The 19,404-nt window shown below is 41.3% G+C and carries 14 protein-coding genes and 1 pseudogene; 14 read left to right on the top strand and 1 reads right to left on the bottom strand.

All coding sequences use genetic code 11. From position 1 onward, the window contains the following. Positions 1–69: 69 nt before the first annotated feature. The 3 genes and pseudogenes from AC6CHV_RS06805 to mgrA all read left to right on the top strand — a co-directional run bounded on the left by AC6CHV_RS06805 (position 70) and on the right by mgrA (position 3,505). A complete protein-coding gene (locus AC6CHV_RS06805) occupies positions 70–813 on the top strand; it encodes a DUF4230 domain-containing protein (RefSeq protein WP_498078414.1) in 744 nt (247 codons plus the stop codon). Between the two features lie 113 nt (positions 814–926). Further along, positions 927–2,423, top strand: a complete 1,497-nt coding sequence (locus AC6CHV_RS06800) for a methyl-accepting chemotaxis protein (protein WP_498078413.1) — start codon at positions 927–929, stop codon at positions 2,421–2,423. Positions 2,424–2,508: 85 nt separating this feature from the next. Beyond that, a pseudogene (gene mgrA / locus AC6CHV_RS06795) lies at positions 2,509–3,505 on the top strand (L-glyceraldehyde 3-phosphate reductase). A 111-nt stretch (positions 3,506–3,616) separates the two neighbouring features. Here mgrA and AC6CHV_RS06790 read toward each other — a convergent pair. Continuing rightward, positions 3,617–4,501, bottom strand: a complete 885-nt coding sequence (locus AC6CHV_RS06790) for a LysR substrate-binding domain-containing protein (protein ID WP_498078412.1) — start codon at positions 4,499–4,501, stop codon at positions 3,617–3,619. A gap of 182 nt (positions 4,502–4,683) precedes the next feature. On the opposite strand from AC6CHV_RS06790, the gene AC6CHV_RS06785 reads away from it, so the two are divergent. The 11 genes from AC6CHV_RS06785 to AC6CHV_RS06735 all read left to right on the top strand — a co-directional run bounded on the left by AC6CHV_RS06785 (position 4,684) and on the right by AC6CHV_RS06735 (position 19,403). Continuing rightward, positions 4,684–5,508: a TSUP family transporter gene (locus tag AC6CHV_RS06785; protein WP_498078523.1), complete on the top strand. Its 825-nt coding sequence runs from the start codon at positions 4,684–4,686 to the stop codon at positions 5,506–5,508. A gap of 153 nt (positions 5,509–5,661) precedes the next feature. Then, positions 5,662–6,825, top strand: a complete 1,164-nt coding sequence (locus AC6CHV_RS06780) for a galactokinase (protein ID WP_498078411.1) — start codon at positions 5,662–5,664, stop codon at positions 6,823–6,825. A 195-nt stretch (positions 6,826–7,020) separates the two neighbouring features. Next, positions 7,021–8,010, top strand: coding sequence for a UDP-glucose 4-epimerase GalE (galE, locus tag AC6CHV_RS06775; protein WP_341332944.1), 990 nt, complete (start codon positions 7,021–7,023; stop codon positions 8,008–8,010). A gap of 10 nt (positions 8,011–8,020) precedes the next feature. After that, complete coding sequence (gene galT / locus AC6CHV_RS06770; RefSeq protein ID WP_498078410.1) at positions 8,021–9,517, top strand: UDP-glucose--hexose-1-phosphate uridylyltransferase; 1,497 nt, start codon at positions 8,021–8,023, stop codon at positions 9,515–9,517. Positions 9,518–9,692: 175 nt separating this feature from the next. Further along, positions 9,693–10,727: an aldose epimerase family protein gene (locus AC6CHV_RS06765; protein WP_498078409.1), complete on the top strand. Its 1,035-nt coding sequence runs from the start codon at positions 9,693–9,695 to the stop codon at positions 10,725–10,727. Between the two features lie 90 nt (positions 10,728–10,817). Next, positions 10,818–11,798, top strand: coding sequence for a substrate-binding domain-containing protein (locus tag AC6CHV_RS06760; protein WP_498078408.1), 981 nt, complete (start codon positions 10,818–10,820; stop codon positions 11,796–11,798). 667 nt (positions 11,799–12,465) lie between these two features. Continuing rightward, entirely contained in the window at positions 12,466–12,810 is a 345-nt protein-coding gene (locus AC6CHV_RS06755; protein WP_498078407.1) for a hypothetical protein, read from the top strand. A gap of 205 nt (positions 12,811–13,015) precedes the next feature. Further along, positions 13,016–13,324 (top strand): hypothetical protein, encoded by a 309-nt coding sequence (locus AC6CHV_RS06750; RefSeq protein WP_133372269.1) that lies wholly within the window; start codon positions 13,016–13,018, stop codon positions 13,322–13,324. A 36-nt stretch (positions 13,325–13,360) separates the two neighbouring features. Next, positions 13,361–17,971: a type VII secretion protein EssC gene (essC, locus tag AC6CHV_RS06745; protein WP_498078406.1), complete on the top strand. Its 4,611-nt coding sequence runs from the start codon at positions 13,361–13,363 to the stop codon at positions 17,969–17,971. Beyond that, positions 17,964–18,215 carry a methyltransferase gene (locus AC6CHV_RS06740; protein WP_099354906.1) on the top strand — a complete coding sequence of 84 codons (252 nt, stop codon included), beginning with the start codon at positions 17,964–17,966 and terminating at the stop codon, positions 18,213–18,215. Before essC ends, AC6CHV_RS06740 begins: the two co-directional genes overlap by 8 nt. Positions 18,216–18,677: 462 nt before the next feature. Then, positions 18,678–19,403, top strand: coding sequence for a hypothetical protein (locus tag AC6CHV_RS06735; RefSeq protein WP_341332940.1), 726 nt, complete (start codon positions 18,678–18,680; stop codon positions 19,401–19,403). Position 19,404: the final 1 nt, after the last annotated feature.

Raw genomic sequence — 19,404 nt, 5'->3', positions numbered from 1 at the left:
CTGTTAGGTGTAGCCTTTCATCTGCCTATTTAAAAAACTAGTAAACTATCATTTAAGGGGTTGGATTCTATGAGGAAAAAGGATGAAACAATAGCGCAGTTGGAAGCTATTTTAAAAGAACTTAAAACAGCAAATGAAGAAAGTGCGGCCACCGCGGTGGTCGGCCAGAGAAGAAGAAATCGCAACATGTCTGGGACGCTATTTAAGTTTCTATTTCGAGCTCTAGGAGCAAGGATTCTCCTAGTTGCTGTCCTTCTCGTTGCGGTTTCAGTAGGGAGTGTTTGGCTTCTATCTGGAAGTACGTTTAAGAAAGAAAGTACGTTATTTGTTGAAGATATCAAAGAACTCGCTACACTCGCAACAGCTGAAGCCTCTGTGAAAGCAGTTATCAAGCAAGAGGATAATAAGTTGTTTGGAAATGATATATCAATTAATCTTCCAGGAACAAAGAGAGAGATATTTTTAATTGTTCCGGGCACCGTGATTGCTGGTGTTGATTTAAAAGGAATTACTAAGGATGATTTAAAAGTAAATGAAAAAGAAAAAGTGCTAGATATTGTTCTCCCACATGCTGAGCTAATCCAAGATCCAGCAATACAGATGGAAAAGTTAATCACATATTCAGACGAAGGAATATTCCGTGGTGAGGTGAAATGGGATGAAGGCTTTGATTTAGTGGCTGAAGCCCAGGATGATATTCGGAAAGAGGCAATCGAGATGGGACTATTAGAAACCGCCGAAAGAAACGCAGAAAACGTTTTGACTAGCTTTTTTAACAATCTAGACTATACAGTGAACCTAACCTTTAAATAATATGTCACTCTCAATACAAGTTGGTTTGAATCCCACTTTCCCATAATTACTATATTCAAACCTCCTAAAAAACGGTAAAATAGAGGGTGATATCAATAATGGGGGACAACCTTATGAACGAAACGGTTTTATCTATTGAGGAGTTAAAACGAGAGGATCTTATCCGAAAAAACAAATTGGTCGGCATTGTTTCACTTATTTCTATCATTCTAGCAATTATTGTTGAGGTTTCGATTCGGCAGCCACTTCAAATGATTCTCACAATCGGAATTGGCGGTGCGATCTTTCTTGCTATCTTATGCTTACTGATTTACAAGAAACTCCTATTAACACAAACACCTTATATTTCGGTCGTAGGGATTTCGGTGGTTATCTTTGTGATTATGTCTAGCTCACAATCGGCGCCAATTGTCCTTTTACCGTTATACCTATTAACAACGGTTGCAATCTATAATAAACGGAAAACGCTAATCTTTGGCGTGGTTTGTGCCATTGCATTAACGGTTTTATTTTTTCTTACAAGTGGACATGAGTTCAACTACACCTCAAAGGAAATTGTGATTTATTATTTGATTTTTGCTGTGATTATTGCGACTCTGATTTTCCAGAGTATTGTTACTGGAAGGTTGACTCAGGATATTCAGACAACGCATAAGCACACCGAGCACCTACTTGAGATGAGACGGCACCATGCGGCTCAGCTTGAGGAAAACTCACAGGTGATCAGCGAGAACATCACAAACATCCGTCGCCAAGGTGAGGAGCAAATGCACTCCTTTAACGAGATGACAATCGCAGTTACAGAAATCTCATCCGGAATGAACACGCAAAATGAGGCAGCGACAACCATTACTGAATCCATTGAAGATCTGAATCGAATTGTCCAGGAACTTGTAAAAGGTTCGAACCACCTTAGTAATCAGACCGAGAATACGAATTTAGCAGCTGACAATGGAAATAAATCCATTGATCTTTTACTCTCAAAAATTACAGACTTTCAAGTATCTGTCCATTCAATGTCTGAAACAATGAATTTATTAGTTGAAAAAATCAATGAAACAAACGGGTTTACGGATCGAATTCAGGAAATTGCGTCACAAACGAATTTATTAGCGCTTAACGCTTCGATTGAAGCGGCCAGAGCAGGTGATAGTGGTAGAGGTTTTGCGGTAGTTGCATCTGAAATACGGAAGCTTTCAGAGGTGACATCAAATACGGCAAACCTCATTTCTGAGAATTTAAAAGAAGTAAACGAGAGCACAACATTAACGCAGAAGCATATGGCAGAAAATGCGATAAAAATGGACGAAAGTGTTCAACTTACAAAGGATGCAAAAGGCGTTTTCACAGTTATCGATGATACAGTGTCCGAACTGAACGATGCTGTTAAGCATTTCGAAAAAATCTCAAACCAAATCAGCCAGTCATCGGTTTCCATTGAAACTTCAGTCAGTGAATTCGCTGCAATCATTGAAGAAACAACAGCATCACTAGAGGAAATTACCGCATCCATCGAAAACCAGAACGGCCAAATGCAACACCTCGTCTCCTATGTCCAAAACACAGACGACGCAACAGCCGAATTGATGGAGATTTTTAAAGAAAAATAGTGGGTCAAGGGGACAGGTCCACTGTCCCACAATCATTAATAAGTGGGACGAGGGACCTGTCCCTCTGTCCCAAAGGAGGATACAAATGGTTTATGTGGCAAGTGAAGGGCGTTATGATGGGATGAAGTATAATCGGGTTGGCAAGTCAGGTTTACTTTTGCCAGCGATTTCATTAGGGTTATGGCACAACTTCGGGGGAGTCGATTCTTATGAGAATGGACGAAACATCTTAAGAAAGGCATTTGACCTTGGGATTACTCATTTTGATTTAGCGAATAATTATGGTCCACCACCAGGCAGTGCTGAAGAAATGTTTGGAAAAATGATGAAGGTAGATTTTGCCCCGTATCGTGATGAATTGGTTATTTCCACAAAGGCTGGCTACCAGATGTGGGAAGGTCCATATGGGGACTGGGGTTCAAGAAAGTATTTGATTTCAAGCCTTGATCAAAGTCTAAAACGGATGGGCCTTGAGTATGTTGATGTTTTTTTACTCACACCGCCCTGACCCTCATACACCACTTGAAGAAACGATGGGTGCTCTTGATCAGATCGTACGACAAGGAAAAGCGCTATATGTGGGAATTTCAAATTATAACCCGACTCAAACACAAGAAGCCATTCGTATACTGAAAGAGTTAGGTACACCACTCCTTATTCATCAACCAAGATATTCGATGTTTGACCGCTGGATTGAGGACGGCTTGCAGGATGTGTTGGCCGAAAATGGTGTGGGATCGATTGTGTTCTCCCCGATGGCACAAGGATTATTAACGAATAAATATCTTGGCGGCATTCCAACTGATTCAAGGGCTGCTAAGCAAAATACATTCCTTAAAAAAGATCAAATCACAGAGAATGTTTTAGGGAAAATCCAACAGTTAAACGCTCTTGCTATAGAAAGAGGACAAAGTCTTGCGCAAATGGCATTGGCATGGGTTCTCCGTGAAGGTCGTGTCACATCAGCGCTGGTTGGTGCAAGTAAAGTGAGTCAACTCGAGGACAATGTTTCGGCTTTACGAAATCTTTCCTTCACTCAAGAGGAATTAACCAAAATTGAGGATATTTTGACGCAAAACTAGTTATACTAGTACAGCGCATAATAAAAGGGGAGTAGCCTGTGAGTGATAGGTTACTCCTCTTTTATATTGAACCGTCCCTTTGGTTACCAAGGTAACCCCAAACAAGTATATTTAGTAATTCCGGATAAAGTCTACAAAATGTTGCAATCCTATTTTGGGAAAACGATGTGGTTTTTGAACCATCCATAGTGAACGTGTGAGAGAAAAATTGGCCACGTTAATCTGACATAATGTTCCTAGTTCTAATTCTTTTAAAACAGTAATCCTTGGGAGAATGCTGATTCCTAGGTCTGCTTCTACGGCGCTTTTGATAGATTGAATACTCCCTAGCTCCATTTCGCTCTCAATTTCCTCAAGGATCCCATAATCACGAAGGTAATTTTCAACGATTAGACGTGAACCAGATTCAGGCTCCCGCCAAATCATTTTTTCCTCTACTAATTCATCTATCGTAATTGTTTTTCGATTCTTCCAATGATGGTCATTCGAAGTGACTAAAATAAGCTCATCTTCAGCGAATTTTTCAATTTTTAGGTTTGGATTTTCTATTTGACTTTCCACAAGAGCGATATCAATTTCATTGTTTTCAAGCATTGCAATCATATTTGGGGTATTCCCGATTGTAAGACTGAATGTGATATGCGGATATCCTTTTTTGATCATGCCAAGTATTTGAGGTAATAGATATTCACCAATCGTTAAGCTTGCGCCTATATGTAAATTGACTTCCTCATTGCCAGTCATTTTTTGAACAGCATCGAAAGACCTTTTGATATTTTCAATAACTTCTTTCGCATAAGGATAAAGGACTTCCCCAGCCTTTGTTAGTTCAAGTCTCCCGCCATTTCTCTCAAACAGCAAAGTGCCATATTCATTTTCAAGCTGGCTAATCTTTTTCGTGACAGCTGGTTGAGAGATATAACTTATCCGTGCAGCGTTTGTAATACTTCCCTCTTCTACCACGAGGCAAAAGAGTTTAAGATTTTCAATGTTCATGGTATCCCTCCTTTCATACGTAATTTCCATATTCATTACTTTCATTATATAAGAATGAGTTCGTATTATTCTATATCGTGAGCAGTATTACGTTTTGTTATGACCTATTATACATTGTTATTTTACTACAACTTAAAGGTTTGATAGGTTAATAGAGAGTCATACATAGGGGGAACGTAATGATGGATATCGTAACAGGTGTTTTACTTGTGGCAATCGGGATATTTGCTGGTGGTTATGGGGCGATTGTTGGGGCAGGTGGAGGTTTTCTATTTGTACCGGCACTCTTGCTTCTCTTTCATGTTGATCCCGTTCTTGCTGCAGGAACAGGACTAGTCATTGTACTCATTAACTCATTGTCTGGTGTTTTTGGATTTGCAAAACAGAAACGGATTGATTACCGAACTGGAATCATGTTAGGTATAGGGGCGTTCCCAGGGACTTTTATCGGTGTGCAACTTCTTCAAGCCTATTCTTCTACGTATTTTTATTTTTTCTTTGCTAGTGTACTTGTCTTTTTGGGCTTCTTTTTAGTCGTGAAAAATACAAATTTGCTAAAAAAGAAGAATATGACGAAGGAAGCAAAAAAAGAAACCGCAGCAGCGGGGGAAACAGAAGATAAAGTCACCTCTAATCTTCAAGATAATACTAGATTACAGGGTAAATGGCTCATTCCACTCGGTTTTTTCATGGGAATTCTCTCAAGCTATCTGGGGATTGGTGGAGGCTGGATGCTTGTCCCAATTTTGGTATACATCTTTCGTGTTCCAACCCATATCGCAACCGCAACCTCAATCTTTTCTTTATGTTTATATTCTTCTGTGGGTGTTTTTCTTCAGGTCTGGCATGGGAATATCGATTGGCTGATCGTTGCATTTGGTGGAGCCGGGATTATCATTGGTTCGCAGCTAGGCGTCTTGCTCTCGCAAAAAATTCCAAGTCGAGTCATCATGCAAATGCTATCTTTTCTATTAATAATCATAGGATTTCGAATGTATTTTCATTAAGAACCAAAGGGGGAGATCTCTTTGGTTCTTTTTTTTATGGACCCAGAAAACTGCAATTAATGTTTAGTAAAACTTTAACTAAAATTCATTGACCTTTTTTACTAATGGCTCTACAATGTAGATAGAAACCAAAGTATTGGAGGCAAATCCACTATGGATCACGAACAACTTTCAAATAGATTTATAGAAGTATTTAACGAAACCGATTACAGAAGCTTCTTCGCGCCTGGGCGTATTAATCTCATTGGTGAGCATACCGACTACAATGGCGGCCATGTTTTTCCGGCTTCAATCACAAAAGGAACGTATGCGCTTGCTAGAAAACGTGACGATGACAAAATCAGAATGTACTCGATGAACTTTGAAGACCTCGGGGTAATCGAGTTTGACTTAAGCGACCTTGACTATACTATAGCCCATGATTGGGCGAATTATCCGAAGGGAATGCTCCGTTACTTACGTGAAAAAGGCTATGACATAGCAACTGGTGTTGACGTGCTTTTTTATGGCAATATCCCAAATGGTGCCGGTTTATCCTCATCGGCATCTATCGAGCTTGTGTCAGGTGTGATGTTCGAAAAATTATTTAATCTTGAAATTGATCGTGTTGAACTTGTAAAAATCGGTCAACTTGTAGAAAATAAGTTTATTGGTGTGAACAGTGGGATCATGGATCAATTTGCAATCGGAATGGGTAAAAAGAATGCAGGAATTTTACTAGATTGTGATACATTAAGGTATGAATACGCACCAATTGAGTTGGATGATCATCTCATTTTAATTATGAACACAAACAAGCGCCGTGAGCTAGCGGATTCTAAATACAATGAGCGTCGCAGTGAGTGTGAACAGGCACTTTCTCAACTTCAAAAGGAGCTGGATGTTCAAGCGCTTGGTAATATCACAAGCGAAAAATTTGAACAGTATAAGTATCTAATCGAAAACGAAACCTTACAAAAGCGTGCTAAACATGCTATTTATGAAAATGAAAGAACATTAGAGGCTTTAAAAGCCCTAAAATCGGGGGACCTCGTAGAATTTGGTCGTTTACTTAATGCATCACACACATCATTGCGTGATGATTATGAAGTAACCGGAAAAGAGCTTGATACGTTAGCAGAAGCAGCATGGGCGCAAGAGGGTGTGCTTGGTGCAAGAATGACAGGCGCTGGCTTCGGAGGCTGTGCGATTGCCCTCGTCGAAAAAGACAAAGCGCAAGCAATCATAGATGCCATCGGAAAATTGTACGAAAAAACCATCGGCTACCCAGCATCCTTCTATGAAGTAAGCATCGGCGACGGCGCAAAAGAACTATAACAGGGTAGGACACAAGTTCGGGTGGGGCAAAGGGTTGTCCGTGGGACACAGGGACAGGTCCCTTGTCCCTGTAAAAATATGGTGGGACGAGGGAACTGTCCCTCTGACCCAATTTAGGGTGAAAGCACCTGACCCAGCAGGCCCATGACCGAGCCAGGGTGAAAACCCCCTGAACAAAAAAAGGAGCGAATGAATATGAGTATTTTAGTATTAGGTGGAGCGGGTTATATTGGCTCACACGCCGTTTATCAGTTAATTGACGCGAATGAGGATGTTGTGGTTGTTGACAATCTTCAAACAGGTCATAAGGAGGCGGTTCACCCGAAAGCGAAGTTTTATCAAGGTGACATCCGTGACCGTGCGTTTATGCAATCTGTTTTTGAAAAAGAAGATATTAACGCGGTGATTCACTTCGCGGCAAATTCACTTGTCGGCGAATCAATGGTCGACCCGTTAAAATACTATGACAACAATGTGTTTGGAACACAAATTGTACTTGAAACAATGAAAAACAATAATGTGAAATATATCGTTTTCTCATCTACTGCAGCTACATACGGTGAACCGAAGCAGGTGCCAATTACGGAGGAAATGCCGACTGTTCCAACAAATACGTACGGTGAAACAAAGCTTGCGATGGAGAAAATGATGAAGTGGTCTGAGATTGCGCATGACATTAAATTTGTTTCACTCCGCTATTTTAACGTAGCTGGGGCTCGCGCAACTGGTGAAATCGGGGAGGATCATGATCCAGAAACACATCTGATCCCGGTTATTTTACAAGCGGCGTTAGGAAAAAGAGATGCCATCACAATCTTCGGTGAGGACTATGATACGCCAGACGGAACATGCATCCGTGATTATATTCATGTTGAGGACTTAATTAATGCGCACATTCTAGCGCTTAAATATCTCCAAAACGGAGGCGAAAGTAACTATTTTAACCTTGGAAGTAACAGTGGATTCTCTGTAAAAGAAATGGTTGAAGCAGCTAAAGAGGTTACACAACGAAATATCCCTGTCAATATTGGCGAGCGCCGTGCAGGTGACCCAAGTATTCTAATCGCATCATCAGGAAAAGCGAAGGAAGTGCTAGGCTGGGAGCCAAAGCGTACTTCCATCAACGAAATCATCAAGGATGCGTGGAACTGGCATGTAAACCACCCAAATGGGTATGAAAGCTGAGGGGAGTAACTTGACGATCTACGGGGCTGTACAACAGCTAACGGAACAGGCTATCAAGGTTGGACTTATTGAAAAAGAAGATAAGATTTATGTTCGCAACCAAGTCCTTTCCTTATTAAACTTAGAGGATTTCGTCCCAACCGAACATGTCTCACCTGAAAAAGACATTCCAACTCTGGTTGAGGATCTAGTTGAATACGCGTGCGAACAAGGTGTTATCGAGGACTATTTTGACGCAAAAGAAATACTTGCAAGTAAAATCATGAACGTGATGATTCCACTGCCGTCCGCGGTGACACGCCAGTTTTATGACCTTTATCAACAAGACCCGGCTGCAGCAACCACCTATTTTTATGAGTTGAGTCAAAATAGCAACTACATTCAAATGAAGCGAATCGAAAAAAACATTGAATATAAAGTAGAAACAACGTACGGCGAGCTTGATATTACTATCAATTTGTCTAAGCCTGAAAAGGATCCAAAGCAGATTGCGCTTGAAAAAGAGACTAAACCAACTGGAGAGAAATATCCAAAATGTTTGCTTTGTGTAGAAAATGAAGGGTATGCGGGCCGCATCGGTCATCCGGCTCGCTCCAATCACCGCATCATCCCGGTGCCACTTGAGGGAGAAAACTGGTATTTGCAGTACTCTCCATATGTGTACTACAACGAACACAGTATCCTGCTTTGCGAAGAGCATCGCGATATGAAAGTTAGCAAGGCAACATTTGCAAGATTGCTTGGTTTTGTTGAAAAGTTTCCACACTATTTTATAGGTTCAAACGCAGACATCCCAATTGTGGGGGGCTCGATTTTAACCCATGATCACTATCAGGGTGGAAACTATGATTTTGCGATGGCAAAGGCAAAAGACGATATCAAATTTACGTGGGACCGTTATGACACCATCGAGTTTTCAACGGTAAACTGGCCAATGTCGGTTCTTCGCCTAAGAAGCTTGGATAAGGATGTCTTGATAGAAGCGGGTGACCACATTTTACAAGCATGGCGCAACTACAGCGACCCTGAAGTCGACATCATCGCGTTTACGGGCGACACACCGCATAACACGATTACACCGATTGCTAGGCAACGAGACGGCAAATTCGAGCTCGACCTTGTTCTTCGTAACAACCGAACAAATGATGAGCATCCACTAGGCATATTCCATCCGCATGCCGATGTGCATCATATTAAAAAGGAAAACATTGGTCTCATCGAGGTTATGGGATTAGCGGTACTTCCGGCTCGACTCAAAACAGAGCTACAAGAAGTTGAAAAATACCTAATCGGCGAAGTAGACTCAGTCAATCCAATCCACCAAGAATGGGCGGATGAATTGAAAGCTTACAACCCAACAATAGAAAATGCTCACGAGTTTGTGCAACAAGAAGTCGGTAAAAAGTTCATGCGTGTGCTTGAAGACGCAGGCGTATACAAACGTGATGAAGTTGGCCAAAAAGCATTTAAGAGATTTATAGACCATTTTACCTTTATTCGGCAGTAATCTCTTAAAAAGTATTTTGTAGAATATATTTTTTTAGCACTTAAAAATGGCTGAATAAAGGTAAAGCCTCCGGCGGATGCCGCAGATTTTCAATGGAAACTTTTCGAGCGCGCTCGAAAAAATCTGGGCGCAAATACGCCAAGGCGCATTTGATACTAGATAGGAGATTATCAATATGGAAGTTACAGTACATCCCTACGGAAAGTATGATCACCAAGAAGTCCAAGCTTATACGTTAAAAAATGACCATGGGCTAAGCATTACCTGCATTGACTATGGTTGCATTATTACGGAAATCCTCGCTCCAGATCGAAACGGTGCGCAGGAGAATGTTGTACTCGGATTCGATAGTCTGGATGGATATCTTGCAGACCAAACCTATCAAGGGACGATTGTGGGTCGGATTGCAGGCCGCATTAGAGGTGGCGAATTTGAGCTAAATGGTAAAACATATTCCTTAGATAAAAATGAAAAACCAAACCATATCCATGGTGGAGTAAAAGGGTTTAGCAAAGTCGTGTGGGATTCCACTATTATTAAGAAAGAAAATCATGTCGGCGTTGAGTTTAAGTATGTCAGTATGGACGGTGAAGGTGGCTATCCTGGAACGATTGAAATGACAGTCACTTATTCACTCAATAATGAAAATGAATTATCGATCTCTGCAGTAGGTGTTCCTGATGCAGACACTATTTTAAATATCACAAATCATGCTTATTTTAACCTATCAGGTAACATGAAAAATGATGTGCTTGATCATGAACTTACAATTAATAGTAGTAAGTTTCTCGAATTAGACCAAGAGTTTCTTCCTACTGGTGAACTCCTTGATGTCACTGGCACTGTTTTTGATTTTCGAGAAGGTCGAAAAATCGCAGACGGCCCGAATTCAGCTGATGAGCAGATTGCCATTGTCGGTCAAGGATATGACCATCCATTTTTGCTCGATGAAAAATTGGTTACGCTTTATGACGAAGCATCCGGTCGCCTATTGAAGGTAGAAACGAACCAGCCTGCCGTTGTCGTATACTCAAGCAACACAATGAAAGGATTTAAAATGCGCGATGGTAGTGCACGTCCGTATTTTGGCGTTTGCCTAGAAACACAAGCACCACCTGATGCAATCCATCATCCGAACTTCCCATCCACGATCGTCAAAAAGGGTGGAGAATACAATTGGGAAACGAAGTACACATTCTCGGTGAAATAAATTCCGGTGAAACTGTATTTGGGCTAAAACCCATTTCCCGAGCGCGTTTCCATAAAACTCAGGACATTTTTAATAGAAAGGAGATGAAACATGGCAACAATAAAAGATATTGCGGAAAAAGCGGGTGTCTCTATTGCAACGGTATCAAGAGTGCTCAACTATGATTCCAGCTTATCTGTCAGTGATGAAACTAAAAAGAGGATCTTTGAGATTGCTGAGGCGCTTTCTTATAAAAAACGTTCCACTAAAAAGTCATCTTCTGCTCGGATTGGCATTCTCCTTTGGTACACGGAAAAAGAGGAGCTCAACGATCTCTATTACATGTCGATTCGTCTTGGGATTGAGCAGCGTTGTGAGCAGCATGGTATCCAAGTAGCGAATTTTTACAATAGCATTGACAGCATGAAGCAAGAGGAGTTTCAGGGAATCATTGCGGTTGGTAAGTTCAGCACAAATCAAATTGATGAGCTATCGAAATTGGCCGAGCACATCGTGTTTGTTGATTCAAACCCTGATGAGGATGTGTACGATGCGGTTGTTGTGGACTTTGAAAAAGCGACCCGAACGGTGTTGAAGCATTTTATCGAGAATGGTCATACGAATATTGGCTATCTTGGTGGCCGTGAGGAATTCAAGGATCACTCTGCGAAAATCGAAGAAATACGAGAAAAAGCGTTTAGAACCTATCTTGCCGAAGCCAATCTACTAGATGAGAGCAATATTTATATAGGAAGCTTTACGGTCGAAGACGGTTACCAGTTGATGAAACAGGCGATCGTAGAAAAAGGAGACAATCTCCCGACGGCCATTTTTGCGGCTAATGACTTGATTGCAATCGGTGCATTGCGTGCATTAAATGAAGAAAAACTCGCCGTGCCGGACCGTGTAAGTCTAATTGGGGTCAATGATATTAGCGTCTCCAAATACGTCTTCCCGCCACTGTCAACGGTCAAAGTCCATACCGAAGTCATGGGTGAAACCGCCGTCGACACGATTCTTGAACGGATTTCTGGTAGACAAATCGCAAAAAAGGTATTCATTACTACTAAATTAGTGATACGAGAAACCTAGTCAACCAACTGACTAGGTTTTTTACAATCCAATATAATAGGAAAGAAAGATTACCAACTTTCCCTATAACAACCACGAAACTCCTAGAGAATTAAGTCGAATTCTCGTACCTTTTCCTTACCTATTCACCAGCATTTACCACTTCGAATAATCATTCTTCGAAAATAAAATCCTATTTTACAAAAACATTACTTCATTTTAAGAGGAAGACGAAATTATTCCTTCACATGAATGAAAGTGCTTACAAGAAAAAACAAGGCGCCAAATACCGTCAAGTTACATTTATGTTACAAACATTAATGATAAAAGGACTAATTTCCTACTAATTGTAATAAAGGGAGTCAAGAGGCTTGAAACCAAGATATTATGTCGAGGGATATCAACGTTCTTCAGTCTAATCAATTTCTCAAAAGTACTAGTGGGGTAGTACACCTTATGTAGTAAGTGACTCCAAAAGAAACGACAATTTGTAGAAAAATGTAGAATAAACAGGTCTTTCGTCTCGGTTATTAAGTTGGTTGAATATTCTGGAAAAATTGACCTAATCCTAAATATCAAGTAATTTTTAGTATATATCTGGAAAAAATGTGACCGTACTATGTCAATTTTGCCCCGTGTAAGGGCATTGCACTATATAAAACTTATTTACGATAAGCAGGTGATTTTTATGGGAATTAGTGTTTCGGCAGCAATTTCACAGGCAAACCAACTTCGCAATTATGCCACGCAGCTTCGGAATCTAAAAGCCTCTTTAAATGGGTTTCAAGGAAATATCAATTCAGCTTGGCAGGCAACAGAGGTTCAATATATCAACCAAGCGATCGCCGAGATTAACCGAGAGTTAAATTCGATTGCCTCTAAACTAGACTCTGTTGCTCCAGACATCATATCTGTTGCAAACCAAATTAAGCGAGAAGAAGAAGCAGCTGCTCGTGCAGCAGCGGAAGCGAGAAGAAAGGCTGAAGAAGAAGCACAAAAAAGAGCTGACGCAAGGGCACCGCATCTTCGTTAAATCTAATACTTTTGCTGTCGTGGTAATGTGTGTTTTCTTTTGCTTTTCTTAGTCAAACGTTTGAATTGCATGCAATGAAGGGCGGTAAAAAGCCTTGCTTATACTCAAAAAATTAGTTCAATACCTCTCCTTATTTTGTGTGATGATTTTTTATATCGAGGCCTTGGAGAGTATCTATGTTGGGAATATTACGGGCGGTTTAATTATGCTCATCATCTTATTTCTATTAAACTATCGGATTTTAAAATGGATGAGTAAGTACCCTGTCTCATACCCAGGGTTGTATTTTTTGAATGGAATATTAACCCTGATTAGTATTATTTTCATCATTTATTTACTAATTTTCATAACCGGTAGACGTACTTTTGACGATGTTGTAGGTTACTTCATCCTTATAACTGGTCTGATATCTGCTGTGTTTTGGTGGAATTTTAATATTTTAGAAGTATTTAGAAAGAAAAAAGGGAAAAGGGATACGTCCCTAAGGTTTCAAAAGAAGTCGTTTAAAAAGTAGTTTTTTAAACGTACTTATTGATAGGAGAGATTTGCTTTGATATTAACTCTATTTGATCGGGAAAAGGCATTTACATATGTACTGCCAGAGCGCATCACAGGCCGCTATATCTTAACCTCTGAAGATGCTCATGGGGAACCGAAAGATTTAATTGCCATCGAGGCAGAAGATGGCAAATGGTTCTTGAAATCGAACAAGTCGGCATTTTTGGTAAGTGATAAGCAAGAAATACTTGTCAAACAGGAAATAGAGCCGTTTAAAACATACTCGATTTCACGGAACAATGATGCATCTGCTCTCCTTTATGTAGAGCCACCGACAAACGATCGAAATGAGTTTACAAAGCATGAGGTGACGGGAAGTAGCATTCGGATTGGTCGAGGCAATGACAGCCACATCCGATTTTCGAATAAGCTTGTCTCTAGTTCCCACTGCGTGATTCAGTATGATGCACAAGGCCATGCGATCATTCGTGACAACAATAGTTCGAACGGTACATATGTCAACGGAGAACGTGTGACGGAGAAAGTTCTTTCAACAGGTGATGTTATTTACATCATGGGATTGAAGATCATTTACAACGGCAAGCTCTTATCTCTGAATAACCCACATCAATTAGTATTTTTAGACCGAAATGCGTTTCGTCCGTTTGAAGTGCAAAAGCCGATTATAGAAGAAGAGGAGCCACTTGACGATTTCGAAACCGAGGAATTAAATGATGACCTCTTTTATCGTTCACCACGTTTTAAGCGGGATATTAAAAGGACAGAAATTAGAATCGACCCACCGCCTTCGAAGCCGAATATCGATGAGACTCCATTGATGTTCATCCTCGGACCTTCTCTCACAATGGGAATGGCATCCTTGTCCATGGGGATATTTATGCTAAATAACGTATTGGCACGCGGCGAAAGTCTTACATACGCGATGCCGACATTGATCATGTCCTTTAGTATGTTGATCGGAACAGTGCTTTGGCCAATTTTAACGAAGAAATATGAGAAGAAGCAGCGGATAAAGCTTGAAGGCAAACGTCAGGAAAAATACTCAAAATACATTGAAGAAATGGCGCAGGAGATAGAAGAAGAATGTCAACGTCAAAGTGAAATTCTTCATGAAAACCATGTCGCCCTCCAAAATTTAATTTCACGAATTACAATGCGAAAAAGAAATCTGTGGGAGCGCGCCATTGGTCAAGATGATTTCCTTAAGGTTCGTCTTGGGATTGGCGATCTTCCATTAAATGCAGAGCTAAAATACCCTGAGAAGAAATTCACCCTAGAGGACGACAACCTCCAGGATGAACTCTATAAATTGGTTGAGACACCTCACATTTTAAAACAGGTGCCCGTAACCTTAAGTTTTGTTGAGGAGTATGTCAGTGGGGTGATTGGACGCCGCAGTCGCGTGCAGGATTTTGTGAAGGGACTTATTTTTCAATTAACAGCCTTACATAGTTATGACGAGCTGAAGCTAGTGTTTCTTTACGACAAAAATGAGGAAGAGTATTGGAAGTTTGCGAGATGGCTACCACATGTATGGGATGAAGCGATGCAGATTCGTTTTATCGCAACAGATGCGACTGAAGTGAAGGAGCTGTCTTCCTTCTTTGAAAAGGAAATTGCCTACCGCGCAAGCTTAGATGAGGCAGAATTAAAGGACCTTGACCAGCATTATTTGATTTTCTCGATGAGTAAGTCACTCGCATCAAGGGCTGAGATGATCAACCTCCTTTTAGAGGAAAATAAGAACATTGGAATTAGCCTTGTCACGTTATACGATGAGCTTAAAAATTTACCGAAGGAATGTACGATGGTTGTCGAGCTTGCGGATGATATGTCCAAAATTTATGACAAGGACGACATTTCCGGTTTGTACACTGCATTTGATGCGGAGTTTTATGAGCGTGAGGATGCGGAAGAGGTTGCGATTCGCCTAGCCAACATCCAGCTTGCATCCTCCGTTGAGGCATACACGTTACCAGACATGATTACGTTCCTTGAGATGTTTGGTGTAAGTAAAATCGAGCACTTGAACGCATTGACTCGCTGGAAGGAAAACAATCCTGTGCTCTCCATTGAAACACCAATTGGGGTCGACACGATGGGTGAGTCGTTCAAATTAGACCTTCATGAAAAATACCACGGTCCACACGGGCTGATTGCCGGTATGACAGGGTCTGGTAAGTCTGAGTTCATTATGACGTTCATTTTATCGCTTGCGGTGAACTATCACCCAGATGAGGTTGCCTTTATTTTAATCGACTATAAGGGTGGCGGAATGGCGAATGCCTTTTTAAATCTGCCGCACTTAGCTGGAACGATTACTAACCTCGATGGGGCAGCGGTGAAACGCTCGTTGATTTCAATCCAAAGTGAGCTGAAGCGTCGTCAGTCCATTTTCAGTGAGACGAGTCGACGTATGAATACAAGTAATATTGACATTTATAAATACCAAAAGCTGTACCGTGAAGGCTTAGTGAGTGAGCCGCTTCAGCATTTATTCATGATTTCCGATGAGTTCGCCGAGCTGAAAACCCAGCAACCTGAGTTCATGGAGCAACTGGTGAGTGCGGCTCGTATCGGACGAAGCTTAGGCGTCCACTTGATACTAGCGACTCAGAAGCCTTCTGGTGTCGTGGACGATCAAATTTGGAGTAACTCGAAATTCAGAATCAGTCTGAAGGTACAGGAAAAAGCCGATAGTATGGAAGTCATCAAGCGACCAGATGCTGCCGAGCTATCAACGACCGGTCGTTTTTACCTGCAAGTTGGGTATAACGAGTTGTTCGAGCTTGGTCAATCGGCATGGGCAGGGGCACCGTATTATCCATCGGATAAGATTGAAAAACGGGTGGATGAAAGCATTCGTGTCATTGACCACCTAGGGCGCGTCATTAAGAGTGCGAAGATCGACCGTAGAACAATGGTGAAGAATCCACCGAAGCAAATTGATGAAGTCACAAAGTACCTAGAAACTCTAGCAAAACAGGAAAATATCAAAGTCAAGCAGCTATGGCTCGAGCCGATACCTGCACGGATCTATTTAGATCAGTTAGTTGAAAAATATCGTGAAGAAACAATAAACCGTTTTGAACTGAACCCTGTGATTGGGGAATACGACGATCCGGCGAACCAACGTCAAAATGTTATGAGACTACCAATCACACAGGATGGCAATACTATCATCTATGGAGTTGCCGGTAGCGGTAAGACCACGTTCATTGCAACGTTAATGTACTCGTTGATGGAATCCCATACGCCAGATGAGCTACATGCCTATTTACTAGATTTTAGCTCGGAGACGTTAAGTTGGTTCCGTGATGCGCCACATATCGGGGATGTTCTGTTATCCCATGATAGTGAGAAGATTGATAATCTCTTTAAAATGCTTAACAGCGAAATTGAGAAACGTAAAAAGCAGTTGTCCAATTATGGCGGTGATTTGCAGACATACAATCGTCTGTCAGAGGATGGCCTACCATCGATTGTAATTGTAATTCACAACTATGCTGCGTTCTCTGAAATGTACGAGTCACACGAAGAGGCAATCTCTTTCCTCACCCGTGAAGGGACAAAGTATGGCATTTATTTTATCGTGACCGCGGCACATACCGGTGCGGTTCGTTACCGCTTGATGCAAAACTTCAAGCAACTGTATGTGTTACAGCTTAATGACACATCCGAATATTCAGCAGTGCTTGGAAATGTGGACGGCGTCTTCCCATCGAAGCACAAAGGTCGAGGTATTTTCAAAGCGGACAGTGTATATGAATTCCAAGTGGCCCTCATTACCGAGGGTGTCGAGGATATGTACCAATACATTACGGACTACTGTCGCAACCTGCGCGACAAATGGGGCAAGGGTGCTGCGAAACGAATTCCAGTCTTGCCTGAAAAAGTAGATATTGAGTATCTACAAGATGAAATTCAGTACAACAAGTCAAGTAAACTGCCGGTTGGTGTTGAAAAAGAGTCCCTCGCTATTACTTATTTTGATTTCGGTGATTCGCCTGTAAATCTAGTCCTTGGCAGTAGTAGCGATGCCTGCTCAGGTGTGATGCAGGGAATTTCAGAAATCGTTACGAAGAATGACAAAAATGAAGTGATTGTGCTTGACCCGAACGGGGAACTGATTAAAGTTAGCGGGAAACATGTTTCTAGTCCAACGGAGATTGAGGAAACTGTCGTTGAGTTGTTTAACACACTAGTATTCCGCAACAACACAACGAAGGATGCAATTGCAGAAGGTACCACACCACCGGTGTTCGAACCACTTTACTGCATCGTTCATTCCTTCAACGACATGTTGCTGATGTTATCTGAGGATGGTCAAGATAAGTTGAAGGTATTCTTAGAACGAATTGACGGACTCAATGTCTTTATGATCATCTCAGACCGCGCCGATGCACTGAACTCAGTTGCATTTGAGCCTTGGTTTAAAAAGCAAGTATCACTCAGCGACGGCATCTGGGTTGGAAACGGAATTACTGATCAATTTGTATTAAAAGTTTCAAAAGTCACAAACAGCATGTACCAAGAGATTCCAGAAGACTTCGGATATGTGCTCACTAAAGGAAAACCAAAGTTAGTCAAGTTATTGACGGGTTCGGCAGTTCGTGAAGAGGAGGCAGTTTTCAATGGATAAAGTGTTGGTTGAAGTATTCATTCCAGCCGCCGGTGAATCCTACGACGTCTTCATCCCGGCCCAAAGCAAGCTCTATGAAGTAACCTTTTTACTCGCAAACACCATGACCGAGCTATCCAACGGCTACTTCGTCGCAACCGACACCACCGTGGTGTGTGACCGTGAAACCGGTAAAATCTTCGACATTAACCAAACAGTGGAAGAATTAGGATTTATGAACGGGAAGAAATTGATGCTGGTTTAGATTGGGGTTCGAGCTGAATTTTGGCTTAGGGCACAATTAGTTGGAGTTAGGGCAGAATTCCCGACGGGTAGGGCACAATTCTTGAAAGTTAGGGCACAATTAATCGGATTTCGGGCACTATCCCCGCCGCCAGCTCAGACGGAAATGACGGCTTTGTCCGATATATTGAAAAGTTTGTCCGATATCTGGCCGAAAATGTCCGATATATTCAAGATTGTGTCCGATAAATTCAATTCAATGTCCGATAAACTCAAAACTATGTCCGATATCTCAAAAAAGCGGGCCTGGGCCACTTCGAAAAAGGGTCCCGCACCCCGTCAGCCTAAGTCAACAATGTGCAACAAACAACTTTTACTAGGAATCAAAGTCATTTTTACGTAAGGAAGGTGCAAAATGAGGTTACAAAAGAGGGTAGTCTTATTCCTTCTTCTATTCATTCTCATAATAGGAGGAACAGGGTGTATGAGTTCGAGTAATGCGAGTACCGAGGAAAAAGCAATCCAGTATTTAGAGGAGAAGTATGACAAAGAATTTGAGGTCATGTTTGCAAAAGAGGGAAGTAAACTTTTTCAGGATTTATATGGGGGAGATAAAGTGGTTGTTCACCCCAAGGATGATTCTGAGGCAATTTTCTTAGTTGAGGAAGCGAACACCGAAGGCGATTTAATGGATAGTTATATTCCAGCAAAATGGGGGCAAGAATTGCAGAGCAAGCTTGCAGATAGCATTGAAAACGAATTGCCTGAGGATAGTCCATATAAGCTTACATTTCATGTGAATTCAAAAGAATTCGATCCATCAATGGCTAGTATGACAGTGGATGAATACTTATCACAGAATAAAAATGTAAGAGTCGTGTTGACTGCGGGTATAAAATCATCAGGGGAACCTGATGTGAATGCCTATAGTCAAGGTATCTTTAACCTTTACAATCTTCTAAAAGGACTTGGTGTGGAATCCTATATTGTTTCAGTTGGGTTCGTTGATTCATCTGAAGATATCTCAGAGTATATTCGCACAATTAATGTGAATAACATGGGCTGGTCTAATTTAAATGCTAAGGTTTATGGTGAACTTGGTTTGGATGAGAGAAATAATCCTGACAATCCGAGCGAGAGTTTTGACCCTACTTTAATCCTTAACAGTGAAAATAACGTGGTCGAAAATTACACGCCTTTTGAGGGGTGAG

It is taken from the genome of Ferdinandcohnia sp. GQ5, from assembly GCF_059759275.1.
This window is presented reverse-complemented; position numbering and strand designations above follow the sequence as displayed.

Coding starts and splice junctions, on each gene's coding strand:
- AC6CHV_RS06785 (WP_498078523.1), top strand. CDS start 4,684: ATGGATATCGTAACAGGTGTTTTACTTGTGGCAATCGGGATATTTGCT.
- AC6CHV_RS06750 (WP_133372269.1), top strand. CDS start 13,016: ATGCTCATCATCTTATTTCTATTAAACTATCGGATTTTAAAATGGATG.
- AC6CHV_RS06765 (WP_498078409.1), top strand. CDS start 9,693: ATGGAAGTTACAGTACATCCCTACGGAAAGTATGATCACCAAGAAGTC.
- galE (WP_341332944.1), top strand. CDS start 7,021: ATGAGTATTTTAGTATTAGGTGGAGCGGGTTATATTGGCTCACACGCC.
- AC6CHV_RS06790 (WP_498078412.1), bottom strand. CDS start 4,501: ATGAACATTGAAAATCTTAAACTCTTTTGCCTCGTGGTAGAAGAGGGA.
- AC6CHV_RS06805 (WP_498078414.1), top strand. CDS start 70: ATGAGGAAAAAGGATGAAACAATAGCGCAGTTGGAAGCTATTTTAAAA.
- AC6CHV_RS06800 (WP_498078413.1), top strand. CDS start 927: ATGAACGAAACGGTTTTATCTATTGAGGAGTTAAAACGAGAGGATCTT.
- AC6CHV_RS06755 (WP_498078407.1), top strand. CDS start 12,466: ATGGGAATTAGTGTTTCGGCAGCAATTTCACAGGCAAACCAACTTCGC.
- AC6CHV_RS06740 (WP_099354906.1), top strand. CDS start 17,964: ATGGATAAAGTGTTGGTTGAAGTATTCATTCCAGCCGCCGGTGAATCC.
- AC6CHV_RS06780 (WP_498078411.1), top strand. CDS start 5,662: ATGGATCACGAACAACTTTCAAATAGATTTATAGAAGTATTTAACGAA.
- AC6CHV_RS06760 (WP_498078408.1), top strand. CDS start 10,818: ATGGCAACAATAAAAGATATTGCGGAAAAAGCGGGTGTCTCTATTGCA.
- AC6CHV_RS06735 (WP_341332940.1), top strand. CDS start 18,678: ATGAGTTCGAGTAATGCGAGTACCGAGGAAAAAGCAATCCAGTATTTA.